Genomic DNA, 24,963 nt, shown 5'->3' with positions numbered 1-24,963 from the left:
CAATTAAAAACGTTTCCCAGATATAGCTCCTTCTTCAGGGGGTGAGAGGATGAACTTAGAGACATGTGAGATGCGGTCCTTATGGTAGATGTTTTGAGACATCAATTATCAGTCGTACTAAAATGTCTGCAACAGAGTCCCATTGTTTAGCAACAGCCCTTAATCTTTGTTATAGTGGACCTCGTACTAACTGGGCTATATCAATGAGTTTGGAATTCGCTGCATAGTTGGTGTTTCTTAAGTTCTTTTATGCGGAATGGAGTTTTTATTTCTGTGAATAGGCTTTTTAATAACTACCATTTGGTCCATTTTAGGGACACTTTTATGAGGTTGGTAATAAGTCACGAAATGAAAGGCTCTTCATGAATAAAGTGCACTAGAATGAGCGAAATTTCTTCCTATAGGAACGCGTTCGTCTTCTCATAGGAAAAAATTATGTTCCATATAAGAAACATTTCTCTTTTATATAACTAAATTTTTGCCCCCAACTAGCACTCAAAATCAGCACTTGGGGTTACGTTTTGAAAGCTCGTGTAAATCACATTTTAAAAGAGGCAAGAAGTGTGATTATCACAGATATGTCAGCAGTGTTCTCTTATCATTAGCTCGTCATGAAATGCGCGTTTCGGTTCGGGTTGAACCCTATTTTGCTGTAGTTGCTTACGAATGGTTATGGTGGTTCATGTAGGACCAACTCGAGGTGCAGCAGGCTAAATGTCTTGATGTTCTTACTTATCGCTATATGACTAACTGTTATTTACTGCTTGAATGATGCCATAAGCAAGTATCGAGGTAGTGGAATCTCAGACTCGGTGAAGGATCGTATGTATCTAGCTATTTGCTTCCGAGTATGATGAGATCTGACACAATGTTAAGCTCCTCTGATGCCTTCGGTATTGAGCATGCTCTTTTATTAAAAATAATCTTAGAGGACTTTATCGGGGTTGTTTTTAATGAAGTCACCCCATGAGCTTTTAGAGCTTTTGGCTATCGGGGAGGTCTCTTGGATGTGGTGGGTAAGGGCGACTGCGACGCCATCAGTGGCATCGAGGTGATCCATGATAGATTCTTTGGATATATTGAGAATGTGCTGTAGCATGGCTGCCACCTGTTCCTTAGAAGCACCTCCATGTCCTGTAATGGCTTTCTTTATGCTCATTGGAGAGTATTCGCTTACCGAAATATTATGCTTTAGGGCAGCTACCATAGCCGCACCCTGTGCTCTTCCTAACTTTAATGTGGTTTGGATGTTTTTGTGATAGAAGGGTGCTTCTAGAGCCATCGCGTCTGGGTGGTAACGATTTATTAGTGCCTCAACACCCTCTTGGATCTTCAGCAGACGTTCGTAGTGGCTGGTGAATCGGTCAAGCCTAAGGATGCCCATAGCCTCCAAATGAGGTTTCCCCTTTTGGATTCTTAGGATACCGTAACCCATAAAAATAGTACCAGGGTCTATGCCTATGATTATTTTGTCTTCCATTGATACAAAGATAATAAGAAACATCTACACTGCTATGAAGTAGTTTATAATAGAAATTTATGAGACCATCATCCTCACAATGTAAATGAGTGGTTTTGAGGGAGAACTTTGCTAATTGGTGCTATTGAGAAAATGTATTAAGCGAAAATAAGTGTCCATATTTTTTAATACATTTGTCATACCCTGAGCCTTCATGAAATAGGATATTTTTTTTGATAAAGTAATGAGTAAAACTGTATTGAAATTTGATGATTTTGAATGGATAGACCTTCAGAATCCAACGGAAAGTGAATTTGACTCTGTTGAATTCCCTTTTGATATAGATGCTAACTTCCTCGAAGATGTTTTTGAAATTGGTCACCTTCCTAAAATTGAGAGAACACCAGAATATACATTTATTATACTAAGAGCATATACGGCGACGGATAGTGAAAAAATCATTAAGGTCGAGCAGCTTAGTAGTAAGGTCGCCTTTTTCATTAATAAGAAATCTCTTGTTACTATCCATAAAGCTTCATTTAGCTTTATGGAAAAGGTCTCTCCCGATTTTAAAAGTACTGATGAGGTGGCGTTACGCTTATTTAGTGAATTGCTTATGACTTATGAGCAATCTATACTCAATCAAACTGATCGAATGGATGAATTTGAACAAAATATATTCCTAGAGGGTGGAGGTGATTTGTCCATTGAAAAACTATACTACGAAAAGTCAAAGGCTCGGTTGGTTAAGAAAATACTGCTTATTTCTCAAGACGTATTGAGCCAACTTTCTGTGAGTGACGAGTTAGCCTCTACTTTACAAGATTTGAAAGATACATTATTGCACCTAACGCTCAACGCTGAGGAGGTGGTAGAGGATGCCAACTCTTTACTCAATTCACACATGACCTTTACCGCACAGAAAAATAATGATGTGATGAAGCTGCTTACCGTCTTTTCTGCATTTTTCTTGCCCCTAACATTTATCGTCGGCGTTTATGGCATGAACTTTAGAGAGATGCCTGAGCTTAGTTTTAAGTATGGTTACTATGTCACGTGGCTGGTGATGCTAATAATTTCGGTCTTGATTTATATTTGGTTCAAGCGAAAGAAGATACTATGAGATGACTCTTAGTGCTGGCAATCAATGGCATTGCCCTTGATATATGGGCTTGGTCTAATACTTCTTAAGTAAGAATCGTCGCTTATGCCATTTGAGCCTCACATCTCTTTCATTAATCAAATTTTCATGGCTTTTTTATAAGCACCACTTAGGGAAGATGCTATGAGCCCATTACCCTTTCTTTATGACCGTTGTATTTCTTTTAGTTATAAATAGGATTAGGATAAAGTTTTGGGGTAGGGACATGTCCTTGGATGTCACATAGGCGGGCAATAGTTTGAATTAGTAGCCAAAAAATAATTATATTGTGTCGTTGATATTAACTAGGCAGTCAATCGCTATCGATTTATGAGTTGGACAACAATTTGGCTTATTTTTTATGTGCTGATTATTATCAGTACCGTGATTGTGATCCTTTTGGAGAATCGCAATCCTCTAAAGGCTCTGAGTTGGATCATTATCATCTTATTGCTCCCTCTATTTGGATTGATTGTCTATTTTTTTGTGGGTAAGGATACTCGTCAATTGAGAATCATCTCGAAAAAGACGTATGAGAGGATCAATAAGCCTGCAGTTCAGAAAGCTCCTATCGTGAGTGTTACTGAGTTGCCTTTTTTAGGGCATCATAATCTTCTCTTTGATCTTATTCATCAGCAGACGGGGAGCAGTGTGATGCAGGCTTCAGAGATTGCTGTTTTTACGGATGGGTTATCCAAGTTCGAGAGTTTCTTAGCTGATATCAAGAGGGCAAAAAAGTTTATACATCTACAGTATTTCAAGATATTTGACGATCGTACTGGTGTGATGCTGGCTGAGTCTCTGATAGAGAAGGCTAAGGAGGGAGTTGCTATACGTGTCATTTATGATCATGTGGGGAGCTTTAATACAGCCAATAGATTTTGGAAGGAACTGAGGCGTCATGGAATTGAGGCTGAACCCATACTAACTGTTGCCTTCCCAGAGTTGACTAGCAAAGTCAATTATCGAAATCATAGGAAGGTGGCCGTCATCGACGGTCATGTGGGCTATATAGGAGGGATGAATGTAGCTGATCATTATACCTTTGGAAATTACTTGGGACAGTGGAGAGACACCCATTTTCGTGTTACGGGGATGGCTGTTAATGGTCTACAAGCTGCCTTCATGACAGACTGGTATGTCGCTACGCGAAAGATACTTCCTAAGACGATGTATATAGGCTTGGAATCATTGGACCAGCTAAATAGACTAGAGGATGAGATTATCCCCAATTCGTCTGAGGCGTACCAGAGAGCTCCTAAGTGTCGAGGTGCATTTATGCAAACTTTTAGTAGTGGTCCTACAGGGCATTTTCGCACTCTTTTACAAGCACTCTGCCGAAGCATATATGAAGCACGTAAGTCTATTAAAATCCATACCCCGTACTTTCTTCCAAATGAGAGCTTGAATAAAGCTATCATAGGTGCTGCTCTGAGTGGCGTGAAAGTGGAGATATTGATACCATGGGTAAGTGATAGCTTTACTGTCAAGTATGCTGCTCAGTCATATTATGCTGAGCTTATAGAGGCGGGGGTGGATGTGTATAGGTACGATGGGGGATTTCTCCACTCTAAGCTTATCACGATAGATGACGAGATTTCCTTCATAGGCTCAGCCAATCTTGACTTCCGTAGCCTGGAGCATAATTTTGAGATTACTTCTGTGGTCTATGACAAGGCGTTTACGGTGATGTTAGGAGAGATTATGCAGCGTGACTTTGATGAAAATGGAACGCTCTTGAATGCTGAGGAATGGAGTAAGCGTCCTGTCTGGAACCGTCTCTTAGAGTCCACATTGCGACTTTTTTCTCCGCTACTTTGATGAGTATAACATTCTTACTCTCTTGCTCTGATTATATTTTAGCAGAGGCTTTGATAGTGCGGAAGAAGTGCGGTCGTTTATTTGCTTTATGACTTACTTAGAAGCTATCAGACCGCTGATGTTTTTGGGGGACAAGCAAAGTTAGCTAAGTATAAGTAGTATTATTGGTGTCCGATAAACATACTTAACTCATTGATAATCAATATAGTTTTATGAGACAAGCCCCCTTCTTCTAATTGTAGTGTAATAGGCTATAATTCAATTCGTTATAAGAACTATTGAGATTTTTATCGGACACCAATAAAGTAGTATATTAGTTCGCTTTCTATAGCTGGTAAAATGGGCTAATTAACGGTGAAGATTGAAGTGTATTTCCAATCCTCCAGAGGTATGTCTCCTTGCCTGTATTTGACCACCGTGAAGGAGCACAGAGTTTTTTACGATGCTTAGCCCTAGACCAGAGCCACCAGTCGCACGTGTACGACCACTATCTACCCGATAAAATCTCTCAAATAATCGATTCATGTGTTCTTCTGATACACCTGTCCCAGTATCGTAGTATGAGAAATAGAGGTAATGATTATCTTGATGGAACTGAGTAATTACCATTTCAACCCCAGGACCTGCATACCTTAGCGTATTCTCCATGAGGTTTCTGAAGATCGAATTAATCAAAGAGCGGTTCCCTTTTATCTTAGTATCAGGATCTAGTTTATTGATAAAAGTGTTATTCTGTGCTATAATAATATCTGAAAAATGAACCCTTAACTCTTCAACCACAGAATATAGATTAACACTCTCGTATTCAAAGCTTCGGCTTTCTTCATCTAACTTAGATAGCAAACTGATATCATCCATCATCTCACTAAGACGGATTGTCTGTTGGAACGCTTTTTCGATGAATTCATTTCTCTTTTCCTCTGTAAGATCCATGTAGTTAAGCGTTTCCAAATATCCACGGATGGAGGTTAATGGAGTACGAATCTCATGAGTCACATTGCTGGTCATCTCTTGCTTGAGCTGCCTATTTTTCTCTTCTTCGGTGACATCTTCGATGGTTATTTCAAATTTTCCACCTCCGGACTTTAGTGCTTTGATGGCGAATATTTTATTGCCCTGTGCGACTGTAATAGCTGTACTTCGTTCCTGAGAATCATGATCTTCAATAAACCTTTTGATAGGTAGCATGATATGCTCATTCAAAAATTCTTTGGCTTGCGTCATCGCACTAGTGGATAGGATATTAGCGTATTGAATGAAGTGGCTATTAGTGTATTCTACCTCATTATCTTTATTAAAGAGGGCAATCCCGGTATTAGAAAGTTGGAAATGAGAAACTAATCTATCTTTCGACTCTTCTAGCTCATCATTATTTTTTTGTTTTTGCTCTAAAATGGCTAACAGGACACTTGATATCCCGCTGCCTGTAGATTCTGGGAAGTCATCAGCTGTGACATTATGTCCATTAACTACCATCTCACCTACTTTCTTAAGCTGTGCAATAGTGCGGTCGTATTTTCTTAAGAGGAAATATAGCAAAATGGATATAAGAAAAAATCCTAACAAGCTGATGATGATAAAATAGTTGGAGCTTGTTAATGTGCTCTTTAGTGAATGATTGTAGGGTAACGCTGTTCGTATATAATAATTTTGGTAAAAATTGGCAACGTACAGAGTCTTCTTCCCTGTAGTTACGGATTTCCTAATGTCACTTCCTAAGGTGTGAAATCTAGCTTCTTGGAGCTCTGGACGAGTATCGTGGAGCTCCATCTTACCGACGTTATCTACCTCTGTGTCACGGAGCACTTTACCTTCATTCTCAATGATTGTTACTCTTAGGTCTGTTGGTAACAGTTGTTTTACCTCTGGTACCAGGTCCTTTTCGTAAGCAAGGTGAATAAGATCATTGTAAGCCTCTAACTTAGAAGCCAGTGCATCAAACTTCATATCATGCTCTATCTTTTGCTGATTTATGATTAGTCCAATCATAAATAGTGCAATGATACCTAGAGTAGGATAAAATATCTTCTTTGAAAATGTTGTTTTCACGTTAATGATCTTTAATTGCTATTATTAACACAGTAGTGCATGTGGCATCCTGGCTTGACTCTTACTTACGAACTGATAGGGGCAGGTTCTTACTTCGGCATTTTAAAGGTATAACCAAAGCCCACCCTATTTACAATATAATTACCATGCTCTCCTAGTTTCTTTCTCAGACGTGCGATATGTACATCCACGGTCCGATCTAATACGATGCTATCATTTTGCCAAACATTATCCAGAATCTCCTGACGAGAGAAAATCCTGCCAATGTTGGTGCTTAGTAATACGAGTATATCATACTCAGTCTTGGTGACCCTAATGATGCCATGATTGTCCGTCACTGTCATCGCTTTTCGATTGATCTGAATAGGTCCTAGGTCTATTATCTCATCATTGGGCTCTTGGATGGGTGTGATATTTGTTCTTTTTAAGACACTTTTAACTCGGGCAATTATTTCTTGGACGCTAAAAGGCTTCTTGATGTAATCATCACCTCCCAGCATAAATCCAGTGAGCATATCATTTTCAGTGTCTTTTGCCGTTAAGAAGATAATAGGTATGAGGTTATCTTCCTTTCGTAATAGATCGGCCATCTTGAAACCACTCATCCCCTCCATCATGACGTCTAATAAGATGAGCGAAAAACTTTCATCAAGTATCTCTAGAGCTTCTTCTGCAGACGATGCAGTGAGGACATTAAATCCTTCGTGTTCAAGGTTAAACTGAAGTATTTCACGTATATCCTGTTCGTCATCAACGACTAAGATTTTATTCATTTGAGTCTGGTTTAGCATGTCTTACGTCTCTCCCTTTTATTAGGTAAATTGTTGATTCAGCAATGTTTGTTGCATTATCCCCACATCGCTCAAGGTTATGAGCGATACATTCAATTCCGATGAGTTCTTTCACATCCTCTGTCCTTAAGTCTCGATCAGAATATAAGTTGCAGAGCATGTTTTTGACGGCATAGTACTGGTCATCTACAAGATTGTCGGAATTTAGTACACCATAGGCGGTCTCTATAGATTCGTTAGTAAAGCTAAGGATACCATTCCTAATCATCTGTATTACCGAGTCAAGCATCTCAAAGCAAAGCTGCTTTAGTTCGTGAAGGTCAGGTCTGTTGAAGTCAATCTCTCTCAGGTAGAGCATGATATTCATCGCCATATCACCAATACGTTCTAGGTTAGTTGTTAGGTCCTGATAGGCAATGATCCGTCTGAGGTCTTCAGCAACAGGGGAGAACTTAAATATCGCGAAAGCGACCTCCTCTCTCATTTTTAATTCTAATCTATCAATAATGATTTCATTAGACTGTGCCTCTTCGAAAAGGACATCAAGATCTGGATTGTCAAAAAGTTTTTTGACAATGCTTAGCTGCAATAAAGTGTTTTTTGAGATGAGCTCAAATTGATTGAGTAAAATCTGCAGCTGCTGCTCCTTGATAGAATTAGTAAAAGGATTGCTTTTATTATCTTTCATATACTTAGATTACAATATTCATGAATAAATCAACTGAAAACACCAGTGAGATAATCTTCAGTTCTCTTGTCCTTAGGCTTGGTAAACATCTGATCCGTATTACCATACTCTACCAACTCACCAAGGTACATGAATACCGACTTGTCAGAAAGACGAGCGGCCTGGCTCATATTATGGGTGACGATGATTATAGAGTATTGTTGCTTTAGTTCCATGATGAGCTCTTCCACACGATTCGTAGATATCGGGTCCAAAGCAGATGTTGGCTCGTCCATCAGAAGCACTTCAGGGCGAAGAGCCAGAGCTCTAGCAATACAGAGTCGTTGTTGTTGTCCACCAGAGAGGAAGGATCCCTTTTTCTTCATGGAGTCTTTAACCTCTTCCCATAGAGCGACATTCTTGAGGCTAGTCTCGACAATCTCTTCTTTTTCATCTTTTGTCAGCTTAATACCATTTAGTTTGTATCCAGCTAATACATTCTCCTCGATAGACATTGTCGGGAATGGATTAGGTCTCTGGAATACCATACCAGCTTTTCTACGAGCTTGCATGGGATTCATTTTCATGATATCCTCCCCTTCTATAAGTATCTCCCCTTCTGTTTTTATAGATGGGTACAGGTCATGCATCCTATTGATGGCTCTTAGTAGAGTACTCTTGCCACATCCACTTGGTCCCATGACCGCTGTAATAAGGTTTTTATAAAGAGTAGCCGAAATGTCCTTTATGGCTTTCTTTCCTGGAGTATATGATACGGATAAATCTTTTATCTCAATGATAGGTGTCAGTTCATCCTGAGTCTGCATTGGTGATCTTAACAATCCATCCGCTGCATTAAATCCTCCCAATGACGTCGGCTTTTTTTCCATGCTACCAATATCTGTTATTTGTGTCTGTGTCACTTGCTTAGCATCTGTCATAATTGCTTATAAATATAACTGTTTTTATTGTATCCGCCAACGGCTTGCTATCATCTTCGCCAGCAAATTCATACCTAGAATTAAAAGGAGTAGAAGTAGGGATGAGCTCCATACTAAGTCCGCTAGATTAGGATCATTATAAAATTCCCAAATCAAAAGACTGACGGCACTCATAGGTTTGGTAATATCTCCATGAACATAATTAGCTCCAAGAGCGGTCACCAATAGAGGGGCAGTCTCCCCCATTACCCTTGAGATAGATAGTAGAATGCCGGTAAATAACCCCCCGAAGGCACTTGGTAAAATGACTTTGAACATTACGTTAGTATATGATCCTCCCAGTGCCAAGCCGGCTTCCTTGAGACTGTCAGGAATCATTCGGAGACTCTCTTCGGTACTTCGTACAATCATCGGAATCATCATAAGTCCAAGAGCTATACCCCCAGCTAATGCACTATAATTATTCATAGACTTTACTACCCACATATAGATAACGATACCAATAACGATCGAAGGTACTCCCTGTAAAATATCGGTCAGAGTACGAATGACGTTCGCAAGCTTAGCATCTTTCTTCTCAGCTAGATAGATCCCTGCCAGTACGCCTAATGGAATGGACAATAGTATGGCCAACCCCAACATCGTTAGAGTACCTGTAATACCATTCAAGATACCACCAGGTATGACATTGCCTCCTTGTCGAGCAAACATGGCCTCCATTGAGGTCGGAGCTACTTCTGTAAATAATGCCCCATTAAACTGTCGCCAGCCTTTGGCTATCAATTCAAATAATATGGATAAAAGTGGTATCGCAGTAAAGGCACTGAGGATAATGACCACAATGAATACAAACTTGCTTAAGGCTATTCTACGACCAGTCTTACTTGGTCGGCGTGATACTTCTTCAATCTTATTCATCATCTACTGACTCTATTAATGACCACCTTAGCTATCATATTAATTATGGCTGTGATTAGGAAGAGCAAAAAGCCAATCGCAAATAATGAACTAAGCTTTATACCACCAGCTTCTCCAAATTGATTAGCAATAACGCTCGCCATTGTATTCCCTGTATCTGAGAGGTTGATAGGTATGTTATTAGTATTCCCAATCAGCATGGTTACTGCCATTGTTTCTCCCAATGCTCTACCGAACGCCAAGATATATGCTGCGAAGATCCCCGAGCCGGCAGATGGGATACTGATGGCCTTGATGGTCTCTAATCTCGTAGCTCCCAAGCTGTAGGCTCCTTCTTTTAGATCATTGGGTACCATACTGATAAATTCTGCACTTAAGGAAGAGGCATAAGGAATAATCATAATCGCCAAAACGATGGATGCTAAGATGATACCAAAGCCTTGTGCATTAACACCCAGAGTAATCATTATCGGACGTACGGTATAAAACCCCCATAAACCATAAACAATAGATGGGATACCAGCTAGTAGATCCACCACAGTTCCGACAATCCTTGATATTTTCTTGCCTCTAAAGTACTCCCCATTAAAAAGTGCCACTGATAGAGAAAAGGGGATGCAGATGAGAAGTGCCAGAATTGACGTGAGGAGTGTCCCTGTGATAAAAGGAAGGGCTCCAAAGGTATCACTCCTATCTTCCCAAGCACTCGATGTGATGAAATTCCAGACGCCAAACTCCTTGAAGGCTGGAATACTTTCAGACGTTAGTGCATAGAGGATTCCTGCTGAGATGATGATGATTACAACACCAGCAATGGCTAGCAATCCGTTGAATAGTTTATCTTTCATCGTCTGTGGTCAAACGTACATAATAGGGGATCTAGAGTGGATACTCATTACTGTGATCTCATTCTAAATCCCCTATAAATTATATCTATATTATCTTAAAGGCTTACCTTCGTAAGTCATGCTTTTTACTACAGCCTCAGCTTTAGCACGTGCGATTTCTGGAAGTGGTGCGAAGTGTGTCTTAGAGGCACTCTCGGCTCCCTCCTTGCCAATTACGTATAGTAGAAAATCTTGAAGTGTCTGTGCTTGCTCTAATGTCCTACCATTGTATGCTTGTTCCTTATATACTATGAGCCATGTAAATGTACTGATAGGGTAAGCTCGCTCATTGTCTGAGTTGGAGATGATCATCCTAGTGTCGTTTGGCATATTCTCAATATTACCACTAAGTGATATGCTTTCCATATTTGCTTCGATGAACTTACCAGCTCTATTTTGAATCCTTGCCGAAGGTATTTGGAGAGCGAGTGAATATTCCGAACCGATGTAGCCAATAGCACCATTCGTTTCAGAGATGATTCCAGCTACCCCTGGATTACCCTTAGCGGCAATACCCATAGGGAAGTTAACTGACTTACCTTTGCCAATAGCTTTTTCCCATTCTGCATTTACCGAACTCATGAAGCCTGTAAATACTGCTGTAGACCCGCTTCCTTCGCTTCTATACACAACAGTTATCTCTTGGTCAGGAAACTTAGTCCCTTCATTGACGGCAGCAATGAGAGGGTCATTCCAATTGGTGATTTCTCCAAGATAGATTTTTGTAATCAATTCTGGCGTTAGGTTAAGCTCTGTAATCCCCTCAATGTTATAAGACATAACGATGCCACCAATACATGTAGGGATATGTAATACTTCTCCAGGCATAGCAGCTAATTCTTTTTCTGATAGATAAATATCCGTACCTCCAAACTCTACTGTCATATCCTGCAAGTTACGAATACCAGCACCACTACCAGTACCGCCATAACTTACACGTATGCCGTGTGATTCCCCATACTGTTTTGTCACATCATTGTAAAATGGTGCAGGGAAAGTAGCACCCGTACCGCTTAATGAGATGTTTGATTTACCTCCACATGAAGCTAGAAGTGCTGGTAGGACAAATGCCCATATAGCTAATGTTTTTTTTACATTCATAATTTTTCTCGTTTGATTATAATATTGTGTAATTGATTCACAATAAATATACCCTTTTATTTTTAATATTTTCTCATCGCAAATGTATGAATTACTATTTAAGCAATCGTTACATTGAAGTTACAATGGTGTTGCGAGGCTCCAGTGACACGCTTAGCATCCCATGATATAGACTACTCTTGAGCAATTGATTCAAAAAAAAGAGACAGCTCTATTCATTTAGAATAAAGCTGTCTCTTTTATAACCTTGTAAGTGATTATTTATCGGTGTCCCTTATACGTATCCCTGTTCCACTTCTATACAGACCCTCTCTATCAAAGCATCTTCTCCATCAGGATTATAATCAGCCTTAAGTGAGGCACCAATGATCCTAGCGAACCCATCCCAAAACGTGGCTGAAAAGCCCCCGAGAAATGAATCTATCAGATGGTAGCTATCCGTACCACACTCCCTAGTGATTAGCTTTAGTAATAGTTTTCCCTGCCTTAGAGTTAACTTTTTGAGCTCTGGTTTGTATTCTTGATAAAGCTCCTTCTCCATTTTCTTAAGATGTCGATGTCTGGCTTTATCATTAGGGAGGGTCTCCATGTATTCATAGGTTTCAATCAAAGTGTTTGAGACCAACTTTGCAAAAGGTAGAGTCCGCTTGACATCACGTACCATCCTCTTGTACGCCATCCTCGCTTCCTGATTACTGAAATTTAGATTTCTGAATACATAAAGTGTGGGTAGAGTAAGGTAAGGAATAGTATCCCCATTAGCTTCGATACATGCGGGTACCAAAAAGCCTTTGGCTTTCTCCGGAGGAAGCTTATTAATATCTTGAATTTGAGCACCAACAACTTGAGGTGCTAGCATTAGCAAGATGGTTATTAATATTATATGACGTACATTCTTTAGCATAATAAAAAAGTAGCGATTTGGATTACCAAACCGCTACAAATATACGTTATTCTATTTTCCTAATATGGAAATTGACTAACTCTTATGCTACTTTAACCATTACACAAAACTTACTGTGAATGAACATCAAAATGTGGTAATTATGCCAAACTATCACTCTTTGATCCTAAGAGTCTCGCTCAATGGCTTTTTCTCTTTCTTACCAGCTGGATTAAGCACCTTGCCGAAAGGCATATGTGCGATAAAAGCCCATTCCTTAGGAACTCCTAGTTGCTCCCTAATCTTATCATCATCCATTCCGGTATAGTGTTGGAGGCTAGCACCATATCCAAGCTCAGTCAGTCCAAGCCATACCATCAATTGATGAGAACCCTGTACTTGCTGAGCCCATAGTGGAAAGTTATGAGCATAGGTCGGGAATTGTTCGATCATATTTTTAGTTACAGTCGTGTCATCAAAGAATACAACGGTACCTGCACCACTTAGGAATGCTCCCTCGATTTTTGCACGGGTATTCTTATCGTATGCTTCCTTACCTATTTTGCTAATCAGGATTTCCTCTATCAGGTTCCAATGTGCCTTGTGAGCCTCTCCCTTCAATAACACCATCCTCACAGGCTGGCTATTGAAGTGGCTAGGAACTAGCTGAAGGACATCGCCCAGTAGTTCTTCTACCTCTTTCTCTGATGTTACCCATTCTGGCGATAAAGCATACTCACTGTGACGCTTCTCTAAAATCTCTTTTGCCGCTTTTAACCTATCGTTCATAAAACTATTGCATTAATATTATTATAAAATCATTATTTGTCTAGAAAAATATTTTCATTTCATAATAATAACAAGCAATATGTCGAAAATGTTGAGAGATATATAATTATATAAGGTCGTGCCTTGAATGGTTAATGCTCTATCTCATCATTGTGATATCTGATAACCCTTTGAGGGAAAGGGATATTAATATCATGCTTCTTCAATTCTTTGAATATCTCAATCCTCAGCTGGCTCTTAATCTGCTCAGCTTTGAATATTTCATAGGTATAAAAATAGACGCCGAACTTGAGGGCCGAATCCTCGTAATCCTCAAAACGTACGAATGGCTCAGGGTTCTTCAGTACACGGGGCTCAGCTTTGGTCACATCCGTCAAGAGTGTCATCAGTTCATCGACATCAGTATCATAATCCACCCCTACATCAATTTTGAAGCGTGAGGGTTTCCCTCTGTATGACCAATTGATGACACTATTATTTGTCAGTTGCGAGTTGGGTAGGATCACGTGGTTCTCGTTTCGTCCAAGTACTGTGGTGGTTCTAAAACGAATCTCTTCCAACTTATAAATGAGGCCATTAACCTCTATTACATCATCTACCCTCAAAGCTCCTTCAAAAAGAAGGATCAGACCAGAGATGAAGTCGCTAAATACATTCTGGAGTCCAAATCCAATACCAACTAATAGAGCAGCCGAACCAGCTAAGAGCACTGTAATGTCTATGCCGAGGATCTTAAGAATACTCAGAAAAGCAATAACTGCGATGACGTAGCGTGATAGCTTATTGACGGAGAACTTCTCTCCAGTACTTAGTTTATTGGATTTGTATATCATATACTTGACGAGCCGTAGCACCCCATAGGTCGCAAGGCAGAAAATAATCAAGTATATGAGTGTCCTAACATTAAGTTGATAACCGAGGACATTCAGGATTATTGTATCTAAAAAGTCGTCCATTAACTCTTTCTGAATAATGTAAATTGAAGGGTTCACGACTGATTGCACCCAAACGCTATAGGATAACTTTCTTCGTAAGTATCACATAATAGCTATAAGTGTAATGAGTCTGTACAAATGTACAGATTCTTCTCCTATTATCACATATAGCTCTTGGTTATCTACTGTAACTCACTAATAGTTAGTTCGATAGCTGTTACTCATCCTTATTTCTTATAGTCCTCCTCAAAGTTTGATAGAAAGATTACTGAGTCTTAGGGGCGATACCTTAGAGCTCGGATATGCAAGTCTAAGGGATATCCTGTGGCTCTCGTCACTATCCTTAAGCGGAATAGTCTTTAATGGCTGGGCATAGATATCCCAGCTCTTCATAGGTGTAATGCTGTACTTAAGGTTATTCTCAAAGCGATTAAAGTACTTCACTATTAATTGGTTGTTTCCTGCTTTTAGTGGAAGGAGGAGTAGCTCTTCTTGGTATGAGATTCTGTCCGGAGAGAAATGGGCTGTTATGTATTCTCCATTAAGTGTTATATACATAGCATTTCCACAACCTAGCTTCACTGCGATGGTTTGATCTTCCGATGATTTTATTTCCTGCAGAAAGAGGATGCTCCCCCTCGGTCTCAGTCGTTTCTGATGCTCCTCACCATATCGGAAGTGCTCTACCTGCTCCCACTCCTGATTCAGAGTTTCGGGCGAAATTCTAGTGCCGTCTTCAGGGAGGTACCCAAATACACCTCTTCCTCTTTTAGTATAGAGCCTGCCCCATTTTACCTTTTGACTATCTAATTCCTTATGTTCGTATATACTGCCAGTGAGCTGAACGATCTGCTCTGTGCCATCTATGTTGATGCTGATGGTTTTGTCTGTGTCGCTCTCAGCGTAGTAAACTGTAGGCGTAATACTGCTTTCGGAGCTTGAAAAGTACCAGTCGTATCCAATCAAACTTTTATATCCTCCATAATAATCTTGACTAGAGTGCCCAAAGGTGTGAATCGCATTCAGGTGGGATAGTTCACCGCCTTGAAGGATGTGTTCTGGACGTACGGTATAGCCATTTTCAAAGCTTACCTTTATTACGAACGGAGTCGCATGCTGCTGATTTAGACCATCACAAATGATTATGATACCCCCTTCTGATTCCACGAAGTGACATGGCTGACCATCCTCTAGCCGCACCACTTCTCTGACAACCCCATCAAATCCACATAAGGATAATTCCTCCTTAATAGTGGGCTCTTCAATAAAAAGGTATAGAGCGTCATCCGTCGCTGTGACATCACCCCAGCCGAAAAACTGATGAAATGGATTGGCTCTTGTCCCGTATATCGCTTCCTTATTGCGACCAATCCACTGACCAATCCCTAGTAGTACATCTCGTTCAAATTCCACAACCGAACCGTCACCCCTTGGACCGATATTGAGCAGGTAGTTTCCACCCCGACTGACCACCTTTATTATGCTCTTTATTTTCTCATTAATCTTATCGGATACAGAGCCCCGCTCTTGCCATGAACGATACCCCCAGGTCTCATCAAACATGGATGCGGCCGTCTGCCATGGCACCCCTAGCTTGTAGTCTGGATATTCATTATCCGCCATGACACTAAAGTCCACATAGTCATTACCCAAGCGACCACTAATCATACACTCCGGCTGAAGGGCATTCACTAAGTGGTACAACTTCTTGCTCTGCTCAGGAGTCAAGCATCCCATATCGAACCAAATCTCAGAGATAGTGCCATAGTTAGTCATGATTTCTCTTACCTGATTCATGTTATACTCAAAGTGCTCTGGAGTCAGAGGGTCTGCATTGTGGCTTGAGATAGGGTAGGCCTGTGGAAAGTGCCAGTCTATCAATGAGTAATATATCCCAAAGTCAATCCCACCTCTATGGCAAGCATCCGCAAGCTCCTTCATCAAATCTCTCCCATACGGTGTAGCATCTACGATATTGAAGGATGTGAACTGAGAGTGGTACATACAAAAACCATCATGATGCTTCGAGGTAAAGACGATGGACTTCATACCAGCCTCTTTTGCCAGTGCTACGATGCTATCAGGATCCCATTCTTCAGGATTAAAATCTTCCGCACTCGCTGCATACCAGTCGCTAAAAATGCCGGCAAATGATTGTATCTGTTCGCTATATCCCCACTTGACGGGTTCCCCTTGATAGACACCGCCGTATTGAGAATATAGCCCAAAGTGGATGAACATAGAGTATTTTTGATCCAGCCATTTCTGTGTCGGTTTTCCATAGCCTATTAGGGTGGAAATTAGAGAGATGAGTATAATTACGATGGTTCGTCTCATAGCTTTGAAATAGTATATCTATTGTTACATCAGGTAATAAAGCACAAATATAGCCTATTTTGGAGAAAAAGAATTGCTAGCTGTAGCATGAGTGGAGTGTACTTTCTTTAGATTAGTGGTGAATCAAATAGGGGTGTGGTTACGATTCGTAAGCTGTTACTATTGAATAGTTTGAAGATTCATCAAGATGCAGATGATATGCTTAGGTAAGTCAGTGAAATAGAGTGTGATGCTGAATGTTTTAAAATGTGACTAAGAGTGTCCTTTTGAGGTGTCTTGCGTGGGCTGAATTTTGGTTATATGAAGGAGAAACGTTTCTCATAGGAAAAAATTATCTTCTCTATGAGAAGAAGAAACGTTTCCTATAGGAAGAGAATAGACCCATTTTAGGGCCATTTCATGGGTGGGTATCTTTCATTTCGTCATCTTAGGTCTAGATCCGTATGGATGGCATAAGAAGAGCCTATGTCTATCCAACCTAATGCACTAATAGTCAAATAAGCGTGGAGAGTAGGATAATATATAAGCCCGATCATCAATCTCTAGGCATAGTATTTTTCTTAATTGTATCACGAAGATAATCAAACGTTCACAACTTTCTTCCGTCCGATACACTTAGAAGGAGAGAAAGATGGGTGTTCAGTGGGTAGAAATTTGGCTATATTTGTACTCTATAAGATGTTCAGAGAATGATTGATACAAATATATTTCAGGATAAGAAGGTGGCTTTTTTGACGCTCGGGTGTAAGCTTAATTTTGCTGAGACGAGCCATCTTGGTAGGACTCTATTGGAGCGAGGCATGCGTGCTGTCGCTGATGGTGAAGAGGCAGATTTCTGTCTGGTTAATACTTGTTCGGTGACAGAGCTAGCAGATAAGAAGAGTCGACAAGTGATTCGTAAGCTGCACCGCGAGCATCCTAATGCTAAGATTATAGTTACAGGTTGTTATGCACAGCTCCAGCCAGAGGTCGTGGCGGAGCTGGAGGGTGTTGATTTAGTATTAGGTGCTAATGAGAAAGGCGATCTAATCAAGTTTTTAGAGCAGTTGGAGAGCAGTGACTCTAATCAAGATAGAGTGCATGTGCTTCACACCGCTGTGGAGGATATTGATACTTTTTCTCACTCCGTTTCGAGTGAGGGGAGGACAAGACATTTTCTCAAAGTTCAAGATGGCTGCGACTATCACTGTAGTTATTGCACTATCCCTAAGGCTAGAGGAAAGAGTCGTAATGGACTTATTTCGGAGCTTGTGACCGAAGCCGAAAAGGTAGCGAGCATAGGAGGTAAGGAGATCGTGCTCACAGGTGTTAATGTCGGGGACTTTGGTAAATCGACAGGAGAGACCTTCCTGGAGCTGATACAAGCACTGGATAAAGTGGCTGGGATAGAACGATTTAGGATCTCAAGTATTGAGCCCAACCTTATCACGGATGAAATTATCCGATTTGTGGCTGATTCAGAGCGGTTTGCACCGCATTTTCACATTCCATTACAGAGTGGCTCAGATGATGTATTGAGGTTAATGCGTCGGAGATACAAAAGGGAAGTATTTGCCCATAAGGTACAGTTGATCAAGGATGTTATGCCTCACGCTTTTATTGGTGTTGATGTGATTGTCGGGACCCGAGGAGAGCGTCCTGAATATTTCGAAGACAGCTACCAATTTATTGAGGGGTTACCTGTGACTAAGTTACATGTTTTTAGCTATAGTGAACGACCAGGTACAGATGCCTTGGAGATAGACTATGTGGTTAGCCCACAAGAGAAGCACCGCCGTAGTCAGCGATTAATAGAGCTTAGTGAAGAAAAGCATAGAGCTTTTAATGTCAGTCAATTAGGCTCTACCCATAAGCTCTTACTAGAGCATGCCGATGGGGGACCATGGCTATACGGATTTACAGAAAATTATGTGCGTGTTCGTGTCCCATATGATCCGATCTTGCAGGGAGAGGTGCGTAATGTAAAGCTGTGTGACTTAGCGGATGATGAAGTAGAGGTCGTAAATGGTGAATTGTTATGAGTGAAAGTGATAAGAAGGCACCCTTAGCTGGTAGAATATTATATCATTTTTTCGGTGTCATTGGTAAACTCCCATCATGGTGGCACTATTTATGGGCTGATTTGCTATCCTACCCCCTCCAATATATTGTGGGGTATCGTAAGGAGGTTATCCGAAAGAATTTGAGGAACTCTTTTCCAGAGAAGAGTCACAAGGAGCTAAAGTCATTAGAGCATAAAGTGTATGTCAATCTCTGTGACTTGGCAGTAGAGATCATCATGCTATGTGGATTTACCGAAAGGAGGCTTAGGCGTCATGTGGTGCTAGAGAATGGCGAAATCTTTGGTCAGTTACATAATGAAGGACATAATAGTATTTATATGTTTTTGGGTCATTATGGTGATTGGGAATGGTTTACAGCATTGCAAAAATTTCTGCCCGATACGGAGTTGAACGTCCTGTATCACAAACAGCATGGAGTTTGGAACTACCTGATGCAGAGGGCAAGGAGTAAGTTTGGTGCCGAGCTATTAGAAAAGTATGCCGCTCCTAGGGTTATCCTAAGTCGAAGACATGATGACGTCCCTCGAACTTATGTCTTCGTTGCGGACCAATCACCAGGAATTAATAACACACACGTCTTCATAGATTTTTTTGGACAAAAGACGGCCGTCTATACCGGGATGGAGCGTTTAGCTCAGATAGCGGGGAGTCCTGTAGTATATGTGGAGATTAAGAAACCCAAACGTGGACAATATCGCGTAAGAATAGAATTGATGACGATGGATGCTTCAGAGTATGGGGAGGGAGAGTTAGCACAAGATTTTATGAAACGACTGGAGGAGACCATTCGTAGAGCACCAGAGTATTGGCTTTGGTCACATCGGAGATGGCGTTATTCAATAGAGGATGTACAGAATCACTTTCCGGAGAGGAAGATTTCAATATTAGAGTCGTGAAGAAAGTTGCCGTTGTTATCTTGAATTGGAATGGGTCTGAGTTACTAAGGCAGTATCTCCCCTCTGTTATCTACAATACCCCTAGTAGTATCGCTGATATTATTATCGCTGATAATGGGAGTACTGATAATTCGATACAATACTTAAATAGCATAGAAGGGGTAAGGGTTCTTCCTCTACTTGACAACTATGGCTTTGCTGGCGGGTACAATAGAGCAATAGATCAGTTGGATTACCCCTATATCTTATTACTCAATAGCGATGTCCGAGTATCTCCTAATTGGCTCGAACCCTTGGTTCAGTTCATGACAGACCATCCTGAAGTGGTGGCCGTACAGCCAAAGATTTTATGGGATCGAGATCCCTCTAAGTATGAGTATGCAGGAGCTGAAGGAGGCTATATGGATCGTCTGGGATACCCTTTCTGTAGAGGTCGTATCTTTGACACGTTAGAGGAGTCAGATGGGCAGTATGGTTCGGAACCAAAACGTATTTTTTGGACTTCTGGAGCAGCAATGTTAGTCCGCCGTGAAGCTTATGTCAATCAAGGTGGGCTGGATGAACATTTTTTTGCACATCAGGAGGAGATAGATCTTTGCTGGCGTTGGAACTGTGAGGGGCATCAATTATACGTAGTGCCGGAGAGTGTAGTTTTTCATTACGGTGGAGCCTCTCTAGATATGGAGGATCCTAGAAAAACCTTTCTTAACTTCAGGAATAACCTGCTGATGTTACATAAGCTACTACCTAAGAAAGTATTAGCATGGACCATGGTCCGTCGCTTTTTTTTGGATCGTTTGGCGGCATTAGTTTTTTTAGTCAAAGGTAAGCGAGGGGATGCGTTGGCTGTATATAAGGCCTGGTGGGCTTTTTGGATGAGGCCGAGTAGGCGTACTCGTGGGATAGATCGTCTTAAAGGCTATCAGGTACTATATCCGAAGGTCTTATTATGGCGTTATCATATAAAAAAAGAAAAAAGATATAGTCACTTGAAACAATAAATGATGAGGACGAAAGTATTTATGACCATTGTGATGTGCTTAATGCTCATTTCATGTGAGAATAAGCACAAGAAAGCTGCCGAGCAATTGCAGGCTGAGGCTGAAGAGTTGGTGCAACAAGAGGAGTACGAGGAGGCTCTTATACTTCTGGATAGTCTCCAAAAAACTTATCCCGATGTGGTGAAGGTAAGGAGAGCAGCTTTTGAACTATCAAAAGATGTTAGGATCCTGCAAGGTCGAAGAGACTCCATCTTGATGGTCCCTGAGTTACAACGTATGGAGGCTATTGCAGATAGTCTTTATCACCATTTTACTCTCATCGAAGCTCCAGATATGCCAGATGAGAACGTTCTAAGATTCAAGGGATATGATCCCTCCACGAATCCTTCAAGCCCTTTTTTGGATTGTTACCTTAGTCATAAGGGTGAGCTAAAACTAGTGGCTGGACTTTCTGCAACTCATCCTATCAAAAGCAGTTATATCAAGATCTATGATTCGAAAGGGGAGACTTTCGTAGCAAGTGATACGATAGCTTATGATGGTGGCTTAAATTATAGGTATGAATATTTGAGTCGTTATTATGAACGCCTTACCTTTTCTCCAGAAGCAGCTGAACGATTAGCCTCCTTTATTGCTATGGCACCTGAGCATGAACAGCTAAGGGTGATTTTCTACAAAGAAGATGGGCATGAAGGTCCATCCTTTAGTCTAAATAGTGTGGCAAGGGAGGCCATTACGGGTTCTTATCAGTATTATAACATCCTGCAGCAAATGCTGGATATGGATACTAGATTACGTAGGCATGAGATACGCCTACAGGAGAGATAGAGTCTTTCTTACATCGACTCATATTTTTTAGTAAAGATAGCTACCATCTGTACAATAAAGATAATAATGTAAGCAATGGCAAAGAAGAGCACTAAGACGAACGTAGCTCGTCTAATGGATGCAGCAAATATTAGCTATGAACTGGTGCCGTATGAGGTGGATGAGAACGATCTCTCTGCGGCACATGTGGCGGAACAATTAGGGGAAAATGTGGAGCAGGTCTTTAAGACGCTTGTATTGCGTGGCAATAAGACTGGGCTCCTCGTCTGTGTCATCCCTGGGGATGCGGAAGTAGATCTGAAAAAGGCAGCACAACTATCTGGTAATAAGAGTGTGGAGATGATTCATCAGAAAGAACTGCTACCACTTACTGGCTATATACGTGGAGGTTGCTCCCCGATTGGTATGAAGAAGAGCTATCCTACCTATATTGATGAGAGTGCTACGCTATATGACCAATTATACGTGAGTGCTGGTGTGCGTGGGCTTCAACTATGCATTTCTCCTGATGATCTGATAGCTTATACCGAGTCCGTAGTAGGCGATTTATGCTAACGAAAAGTGCGAAGGAGCTTCATCATCTGATCTCTGAATAAGGATGTTTGCAGCGAAAGCAATAAATGCCTAGAGTTCGTGAGCTGTGAGTTATTCGAAAAGGTAAATTACATAATACCTAGCTTAGGAGTATGTGTGACACTTCTATTATTAAGAATATGCTATCATAGGGGATTTGTAGGAAATGTCTTATCTTTGCATCACAAATGAATAAAATACAATAGACAATATAAATATATATGAGTAAGGAATTAAGTGCTAAGTATAACCCAGCTGATGTTGAAGACAAGTGGTATGCTTATTGGCAAGAGCATAAGCTATTTGCGTCATCACCCGATAATAGGAAACCCTATACAGTTATTATGCCCCCACCAAATGTCACAGGTATTCTGCATATGGGGCATATGCTTAATAACACCATTCAAGATATTTTGGTCCGTCGAGCAAGAATGACTGGCTACAATGCTTGCTGGGTGCCAGGGACTGACCACGCCTCCATTGCTACTGAAGCTAAGGTGGTAGAGCGTCTGGCTAAGCAGGGAATTAAGAAGAGTGATCTTAGTAGAGAAGAGTTCCTTAAGCATGTATGGGATTGGACCCATGAGCATGGCGGTATTATTATAGATCAGCTTAAGAAAGTAGGTGCGTCTTGCGACTGGGATCGCCTAGCATTCACTATGGATGACGAGCGTTCGGAAGGGGTGATCGATGTCTTTTGTGACCTCTATCGGAAGGGCTTGATCTATCGTGGAGTACGGATGATTAACTGGGATCCTAAGGCACAGACAGCTATCTCTGATGAAGAGGTATTGCATGAAGAGCAGAAGGGTAAGCTCTATTATATCCGTTATTATGTTGAAGGCGAAGAGAATAAGTATATCGTAGTAGCAACTACTCGCCCAGAAACGATCTTTGGTGATACTGCTGTATGTATTCACCCAGAAGATCAGCGTTATCAATGGCTAAAGGGTAAGAGAGTTATTGTCCCTGGGGTTGGTCGTAGCGTGCCGATTATCCTAGATGAATATGTGGATCTCGAATTTGGTACAGGTTGCCTTAAGGTCACCCCATGCCATGATATAAATGACTATATGCTCGGACAGAAGCATAATCTACCTGAGATCGATATCTTCAATGACAATGGGACACTCAATTCATATGGTGGTAAGTATGAGGGCCATGATCGAATGGAGGTTCGTAACACCTTTGTTCAGGAGTTGGATAGCTTAGGCTTGATCGAGAAGATTGAGGATTATGTCAATAAGGTTGGTCTATCAGAGCGTACCCATGTGCCTATTGAGCCAAAGCTCTCGATGCAGTGGTTCTTGAAAATGACAGATCTTGCTAAGCCTGCTTATAAGGCTGTTATGGATGATGTTATAAAGCTTGTTCCTGATCGATTTAAGGGTATCTATGCTCATTGGATGGAGAATATCAAGGATTGGAACATCTCTCGTCAATTGTATTGGGGACACCGAATTCCAGCCTACTTCCTTGAAGATGGTACGATTGTGGTCGGCGAGAATATTGAGATTGCCTTAGAGGAGGCCAAGAAGCAAACAGGTAATCCCGAATTGACCAAAGATGATCTCAGACAAGATCCTGATACCTTGGATACTTGGTTCTCTTCATGGCTATGGCCTATCTCAGTATTTGGTAATCCAATGGATAAGGACAATAAGGATCTCAATTACTATTACCCAACTGCTGATTTGGTCTCTGGACCCGATATTCTCTTTTTCTGGATCGCACGAATGATCATTGCTGGTTATGAGTTCCGAGGGGAAATTCCATTCAAGAATGTTTATCTTACAGGGATTGTTCGTGACATGCAACGTCGTAAGATGAGTAAGTCATTAGGAAATAGTCCAGACCCTCTTAAACTCATTGCTCAGTACGGAGCTGATGGAGTTCGTATGGGGTTGATGACTGCAGCTTCAGCAGGAAATGATATTCTTTTCGATGAAACGCTGGTAGAGCAAGGCCGTAACTTTAATAATAAGGTGTGGAACTCTTTCCGACTTATTCAGGGATGGGAAGTAAGCGAATTAGCTCAGCAAGATGCTGCACAGGTGGCAGCTGTAAACTGGTTTGAACAGCTTCTTCGTCATGCGTCTGCAGAGTTACAAGACCTCTTCAGCAAGTATAGAATAAGTGATGCTATATTGTTACTGTATAAGTTAATAAGAGACGATTTCTCTGGGACTTATCTTGAACTCATTAAGCCTGCTTATGGGGAGCCAATTGATCCGTTAACATTAAAGTCAACTAATAATTTCTTCGAAAGACTCCTCAAGCTTCTTCACCCATTTATGCCATTTATCACAGAGGAGTTGTGGCAAGCGTTGGAGCCTAGAAAGGATGGAGAAAGTATTATGGTCGCTCAGTTGGAAGAGATACAACCAGCGGATATTAGCATCATCAAGGAGATGGAGGTAGCTAATGCTGTGATTACCCAAATTAGGAATCTTCGCGCTCAGCGTAATGTATCGCCACGAGAAGAATTAGAACTTTACAATTCAGGTGAGGAGCTAAGTCCTTCGGTAAAGGCTGTCGTGGGTAAGTTGGCCAATATTACTGCTTTCCATGCTGGTAAGATTGAGGAGAGTGCCGAGGTTGCTACCTTTATGGTCGGGACAGGTTCTTTCGGCGTACCATTTACTGGATTGATTGATATAGACGCAGAGCTTAAGAAGTTAAATGCTGAGGTTGAGCACCTCGAGAAGTTCCTCAAAGGTGTTCGTGGTAAGCTATCTAATGAGAAGTTTGTGTCAAACGCACCTGAGCAGGTCGTTGCTCTAGAACGAAAAAAAGAGAGTGATGCTTTAGAGAAGTTAGAGTCTGTTCGTACTCGTATAGCTTCGCTCCAGAAATAATATTTTATGATTTTACAAACCGACT

Annotated in this window: 20 protein-coding genes; 8 read left to right on the top strand and 12 right to left on the bottom strand. The window is 41.0% G+C overall.

The window, feature by feature from the left end:
• Positions 1-925 precede the first annotated feature (925 nt).
• Positions 926-1,480 (bottom strand): crossover junction endodeoxyribonuclease RuvC, encoded by a 555-nt coding sequence (gene ruvC / locus QYZ87_02455; protein MDN4753395.1) that lies wholly within the window; start codon positions 1,478-1,480, stop codon positions 926-928.
• A 223-nt stretch (positions 1,481-1,703) separates the two neighbouring features.
• Here ruvC and QYZ87_02450 point away from each other — a divergent pair, with 223 nt between their 5' ends.
• Positions 1,704-2,582: a CorA family divalent cation transporter gene (locus QYZ87_02450; GenBank protein MDN4753394.1), complete on the top strand. Its 879-nt coding sequence runs from the start codon at positions 1,704-1,706 to the stop codon at positions 2,580-2,582.
• Between the two features lie 348 nt (positions 2,583-2,930).
• Positions 2,931-4,421: a cardiolipin synthase gene (gene cls, locus QYZ87_02445; GenBank protein MDN4753393.1), complete on the top strand. Its 1,491-nt coding sequence runs from the start codon at positions 2,931-2,933 to the stop codon at positions 4,419-4,421.
• Positions 4,422-4,769: 348 nt separating this feature from the next.
• Here cls and QYZ87_02440 read toward each other — a convergent pair whose 3' ends face one another.
• The 11 genes from QYZ87_02440 to QYZ87_02390 all read right to left on the bottom strand — a co-directional run bounded on the left by QYZ87_02440 (position 4,770) and on the right by QYZ87_02390 (position 16,719).
• Positions 4,770-6,470, bottom strand: a complete 1,701-nt coding sequence (locus QYZ87_02440) for an ATP-binding protein (protein MDN4753392.1) — start codon at positions 6,468-6,470, stop codon at positions 4,770-4,772.
• An 89-nt stretch (positions 6,471-6,559) separates the two neighbouring features.
• Positions 6,560-7,243 (bottom strand): response regulator transcription factor, encoded by a 684-nt coding sequence (locus QYZ87_02435; protein MDN4753391.1) that lies wholly within the window; start codon positions 7,241-7,243, stop codon positions 6,560-6,562.
• Entirely contained in the window at positions 7,236-7,949 is a 714-nt protein-coding gene (locus QYZ87_02430; protein MDN4753390.1) for a PhoU domain-containing protein, read from the bottom strand. The genes QYZ87_02435 and QYZ87_02430 overlap by 8 nt, the downstream gene beginning before the upstream one ends.
• Positions 7,950-7,978: 29 nt before the next feature.
• Positions 7,979-8,755, bottom strand: a complete 777-nt coding sequence (pstB, locus tag QYZ87_02425) for a phosphate ABC transporter ATP-binding protein PstB (GenBank protein MDN4753389.1) — start codon at positions 8,753-8,755, stop codon at positions 7,979-7,981.
• 138 nt (positions 8,756-8,893) lie between these two features.
• The gene (gene pstA, locus QYZ87_02420; GenBank protein MDN4753388.1) at positions 8,894-9,787 is read right to left on the bottom strand and encodes a phosphate ABC transporter permease PstA; all 894 of its coding nucleotides are present in this window, start codon (positions 9,785-9,787) and stop codon (positions 8,894-8,896) included.
• Entirely contained in the window at positions 9,787-10,635 is an 849-nt protein-coding gene (gene pstC / locus QYZ87_02415; GenBank protein ID MDN4753387.1) for a phosphate ABC transporter permease subunit PstC, read from the bottom strand. Before pstC ends, pstA begins: the two co-directional genes overlap by 1 nt.
• A gap of 90 nt (positions 10,636-10,725) precedes the next feature.
• Entirely contained in the window at positions 10,726-11,775 is a 1,050-nt protein-coding gene (gene pstS / locus QYZ87_02410; protein ID MDN4753386.1) for a phosphate ABC transporter substrate-binding protein PstS, read from the bottom strand.
• Between the two features lie 274 nt (positions 11,776-12,049).
• Positions 12,050-12,679: a DUF4294 domain-containing protein gene (locus tag QYZ87_02405; GenBank protein MDN4753385.1), complete on the bottom strand. Its 630-nt coding sequence runs from the start codon at positions 12,677-12,679 to the stop codon at positions 12,050-12,052.
• Between the two features lie 153 nt (positions 12,680-12,832).
• Positions 12,833-13,447: a nitroreductase family protein gene (locus QYZ87_02400; GenBank protein MDN4753384.1), complete on the bottom strand. Its 615-nt coding sequence runs from the start codon at positions 13,445-13,447 to the stop codon at positions 12,833-12,835.
• A gap of 131 nt (positions 13,448-13,578) precedes the next feature.
• Complete coding sequence (locus QYZ87_02395; GenBank protein ID MDN4753383.1) at positions 13,579-14,403, bottom strand: mechanosensitive ion channel; 825 nt, start codon at positions 14,401-14,403, stop codon at positions 13,579-13,581.
• Positions 14,404-14,628: 225 nt separating this feature from the next.
• Positions 14,629-16,719: an alpha-L-fucosidase gene (locus QYZ87_02390; protein ID MDN4753382.1), complete on the bottom strand. Its 2,091-nt coding sequence runs from the start codon at positions 16,717-16,719 to the stop codon at positions 14,629-14,631.
• A gap of 689 nt (positions 16,720-17,408) precedes the next feature.
• Here QYZ87_02390 and mtaB point away from each other — a divergent pair.
• The 6 genes from mtaB (at position 17,409) to QYZ87_02360 (ending at position 24,938) form a co-directional block, all read left to right on the top strand.
• On the top strand, positions 17,409-18,740 hold the full coding sequence (mtaB, locus tag QYZ87_02385; GenBank protein MDN4753381.1) for a tRNA (N(6)-L-threonylcarbamoyladenosine(37)-C(2))-methylthiotransferase MtaB: 1,332 nt from the start codon (positions 17,409-17,411) through the stop codon (positions 18,738-18,740).
• A complete protein-coding gene (locus QYZ87_02380; GenBank protein ID MDN4753380.1) occupies positions 18,737-19,678 on the top strand; it encodes a lysophospholipid acyltransferase family protein in 942 nt (313 codons plus the stop codon). Before mtaB ends, QYZ87_02380 begins: the two co-directional genes overlap by 4 nt.
• The gene (locus tag QYZ87_02375; GenBank protein ID MDN4753379.1) at positions 19,675-20,679 is read left to right on the top strand and encodes a glycosyltransferase family 2 protein; all 1,005 of its coding nucleotides are present in this window, start codon (positions 19,675-19,677) and stop codon (positions 20,677-20,679) included. Before QYZ87_02380 ends, QYZ87_02375 begins: the two co-directional genes overlap by 4 nt.
• Entirely contained in the window at positions 20,680-21,507 is an 828-nt protein-coding gene (locus QYZ87_02370; protein ID MDN4753378.1) for a hypothetical protein, read from the top strand.
• A gap of 75 nt (positions 21,508-21,582) precedes the next feature.
• Positions 21,583-22,062, top strand: coding sequence for a Cys-tRNA(Pro) deacylase (gene ybaK, locus QYZ87_02365; protein ID MDN4753377.1), 480 nt, complete (start codon positions 21,583-21,585; stop codon positions 22,060-22,062).
• 239 nt (positions 22,063-22,301) lie between these two features.
• On the top strand, positions 22,302-24,938 hold the full coding sequence (locus QYZ87_02360; GenBank protein ID MDN4753376.1) for a valine--tRNA ligase: 2,637 nt from the start codon (positions 22,302-22,304) through the stop codon (positions 24,936-24,938).
• The last annotated feature ends 25 nt before the right edge of the window (positions 24,939-24,963 follow it).

It is taken from the genome of Porphyromonadaceae bacterium W3.11 (assembly GCA_030434245.1).
Taxonomy (GTDB): Bacteria; Bacteroidota; Bacteroidia; order Bacteroidales; family Porphyromonadaceae; genus Porphyromonas_A.
Note: the sequence above shows the minus strand (reverse complement) of the source record. Positions and strands in the feature narration are given on the sequence as shown.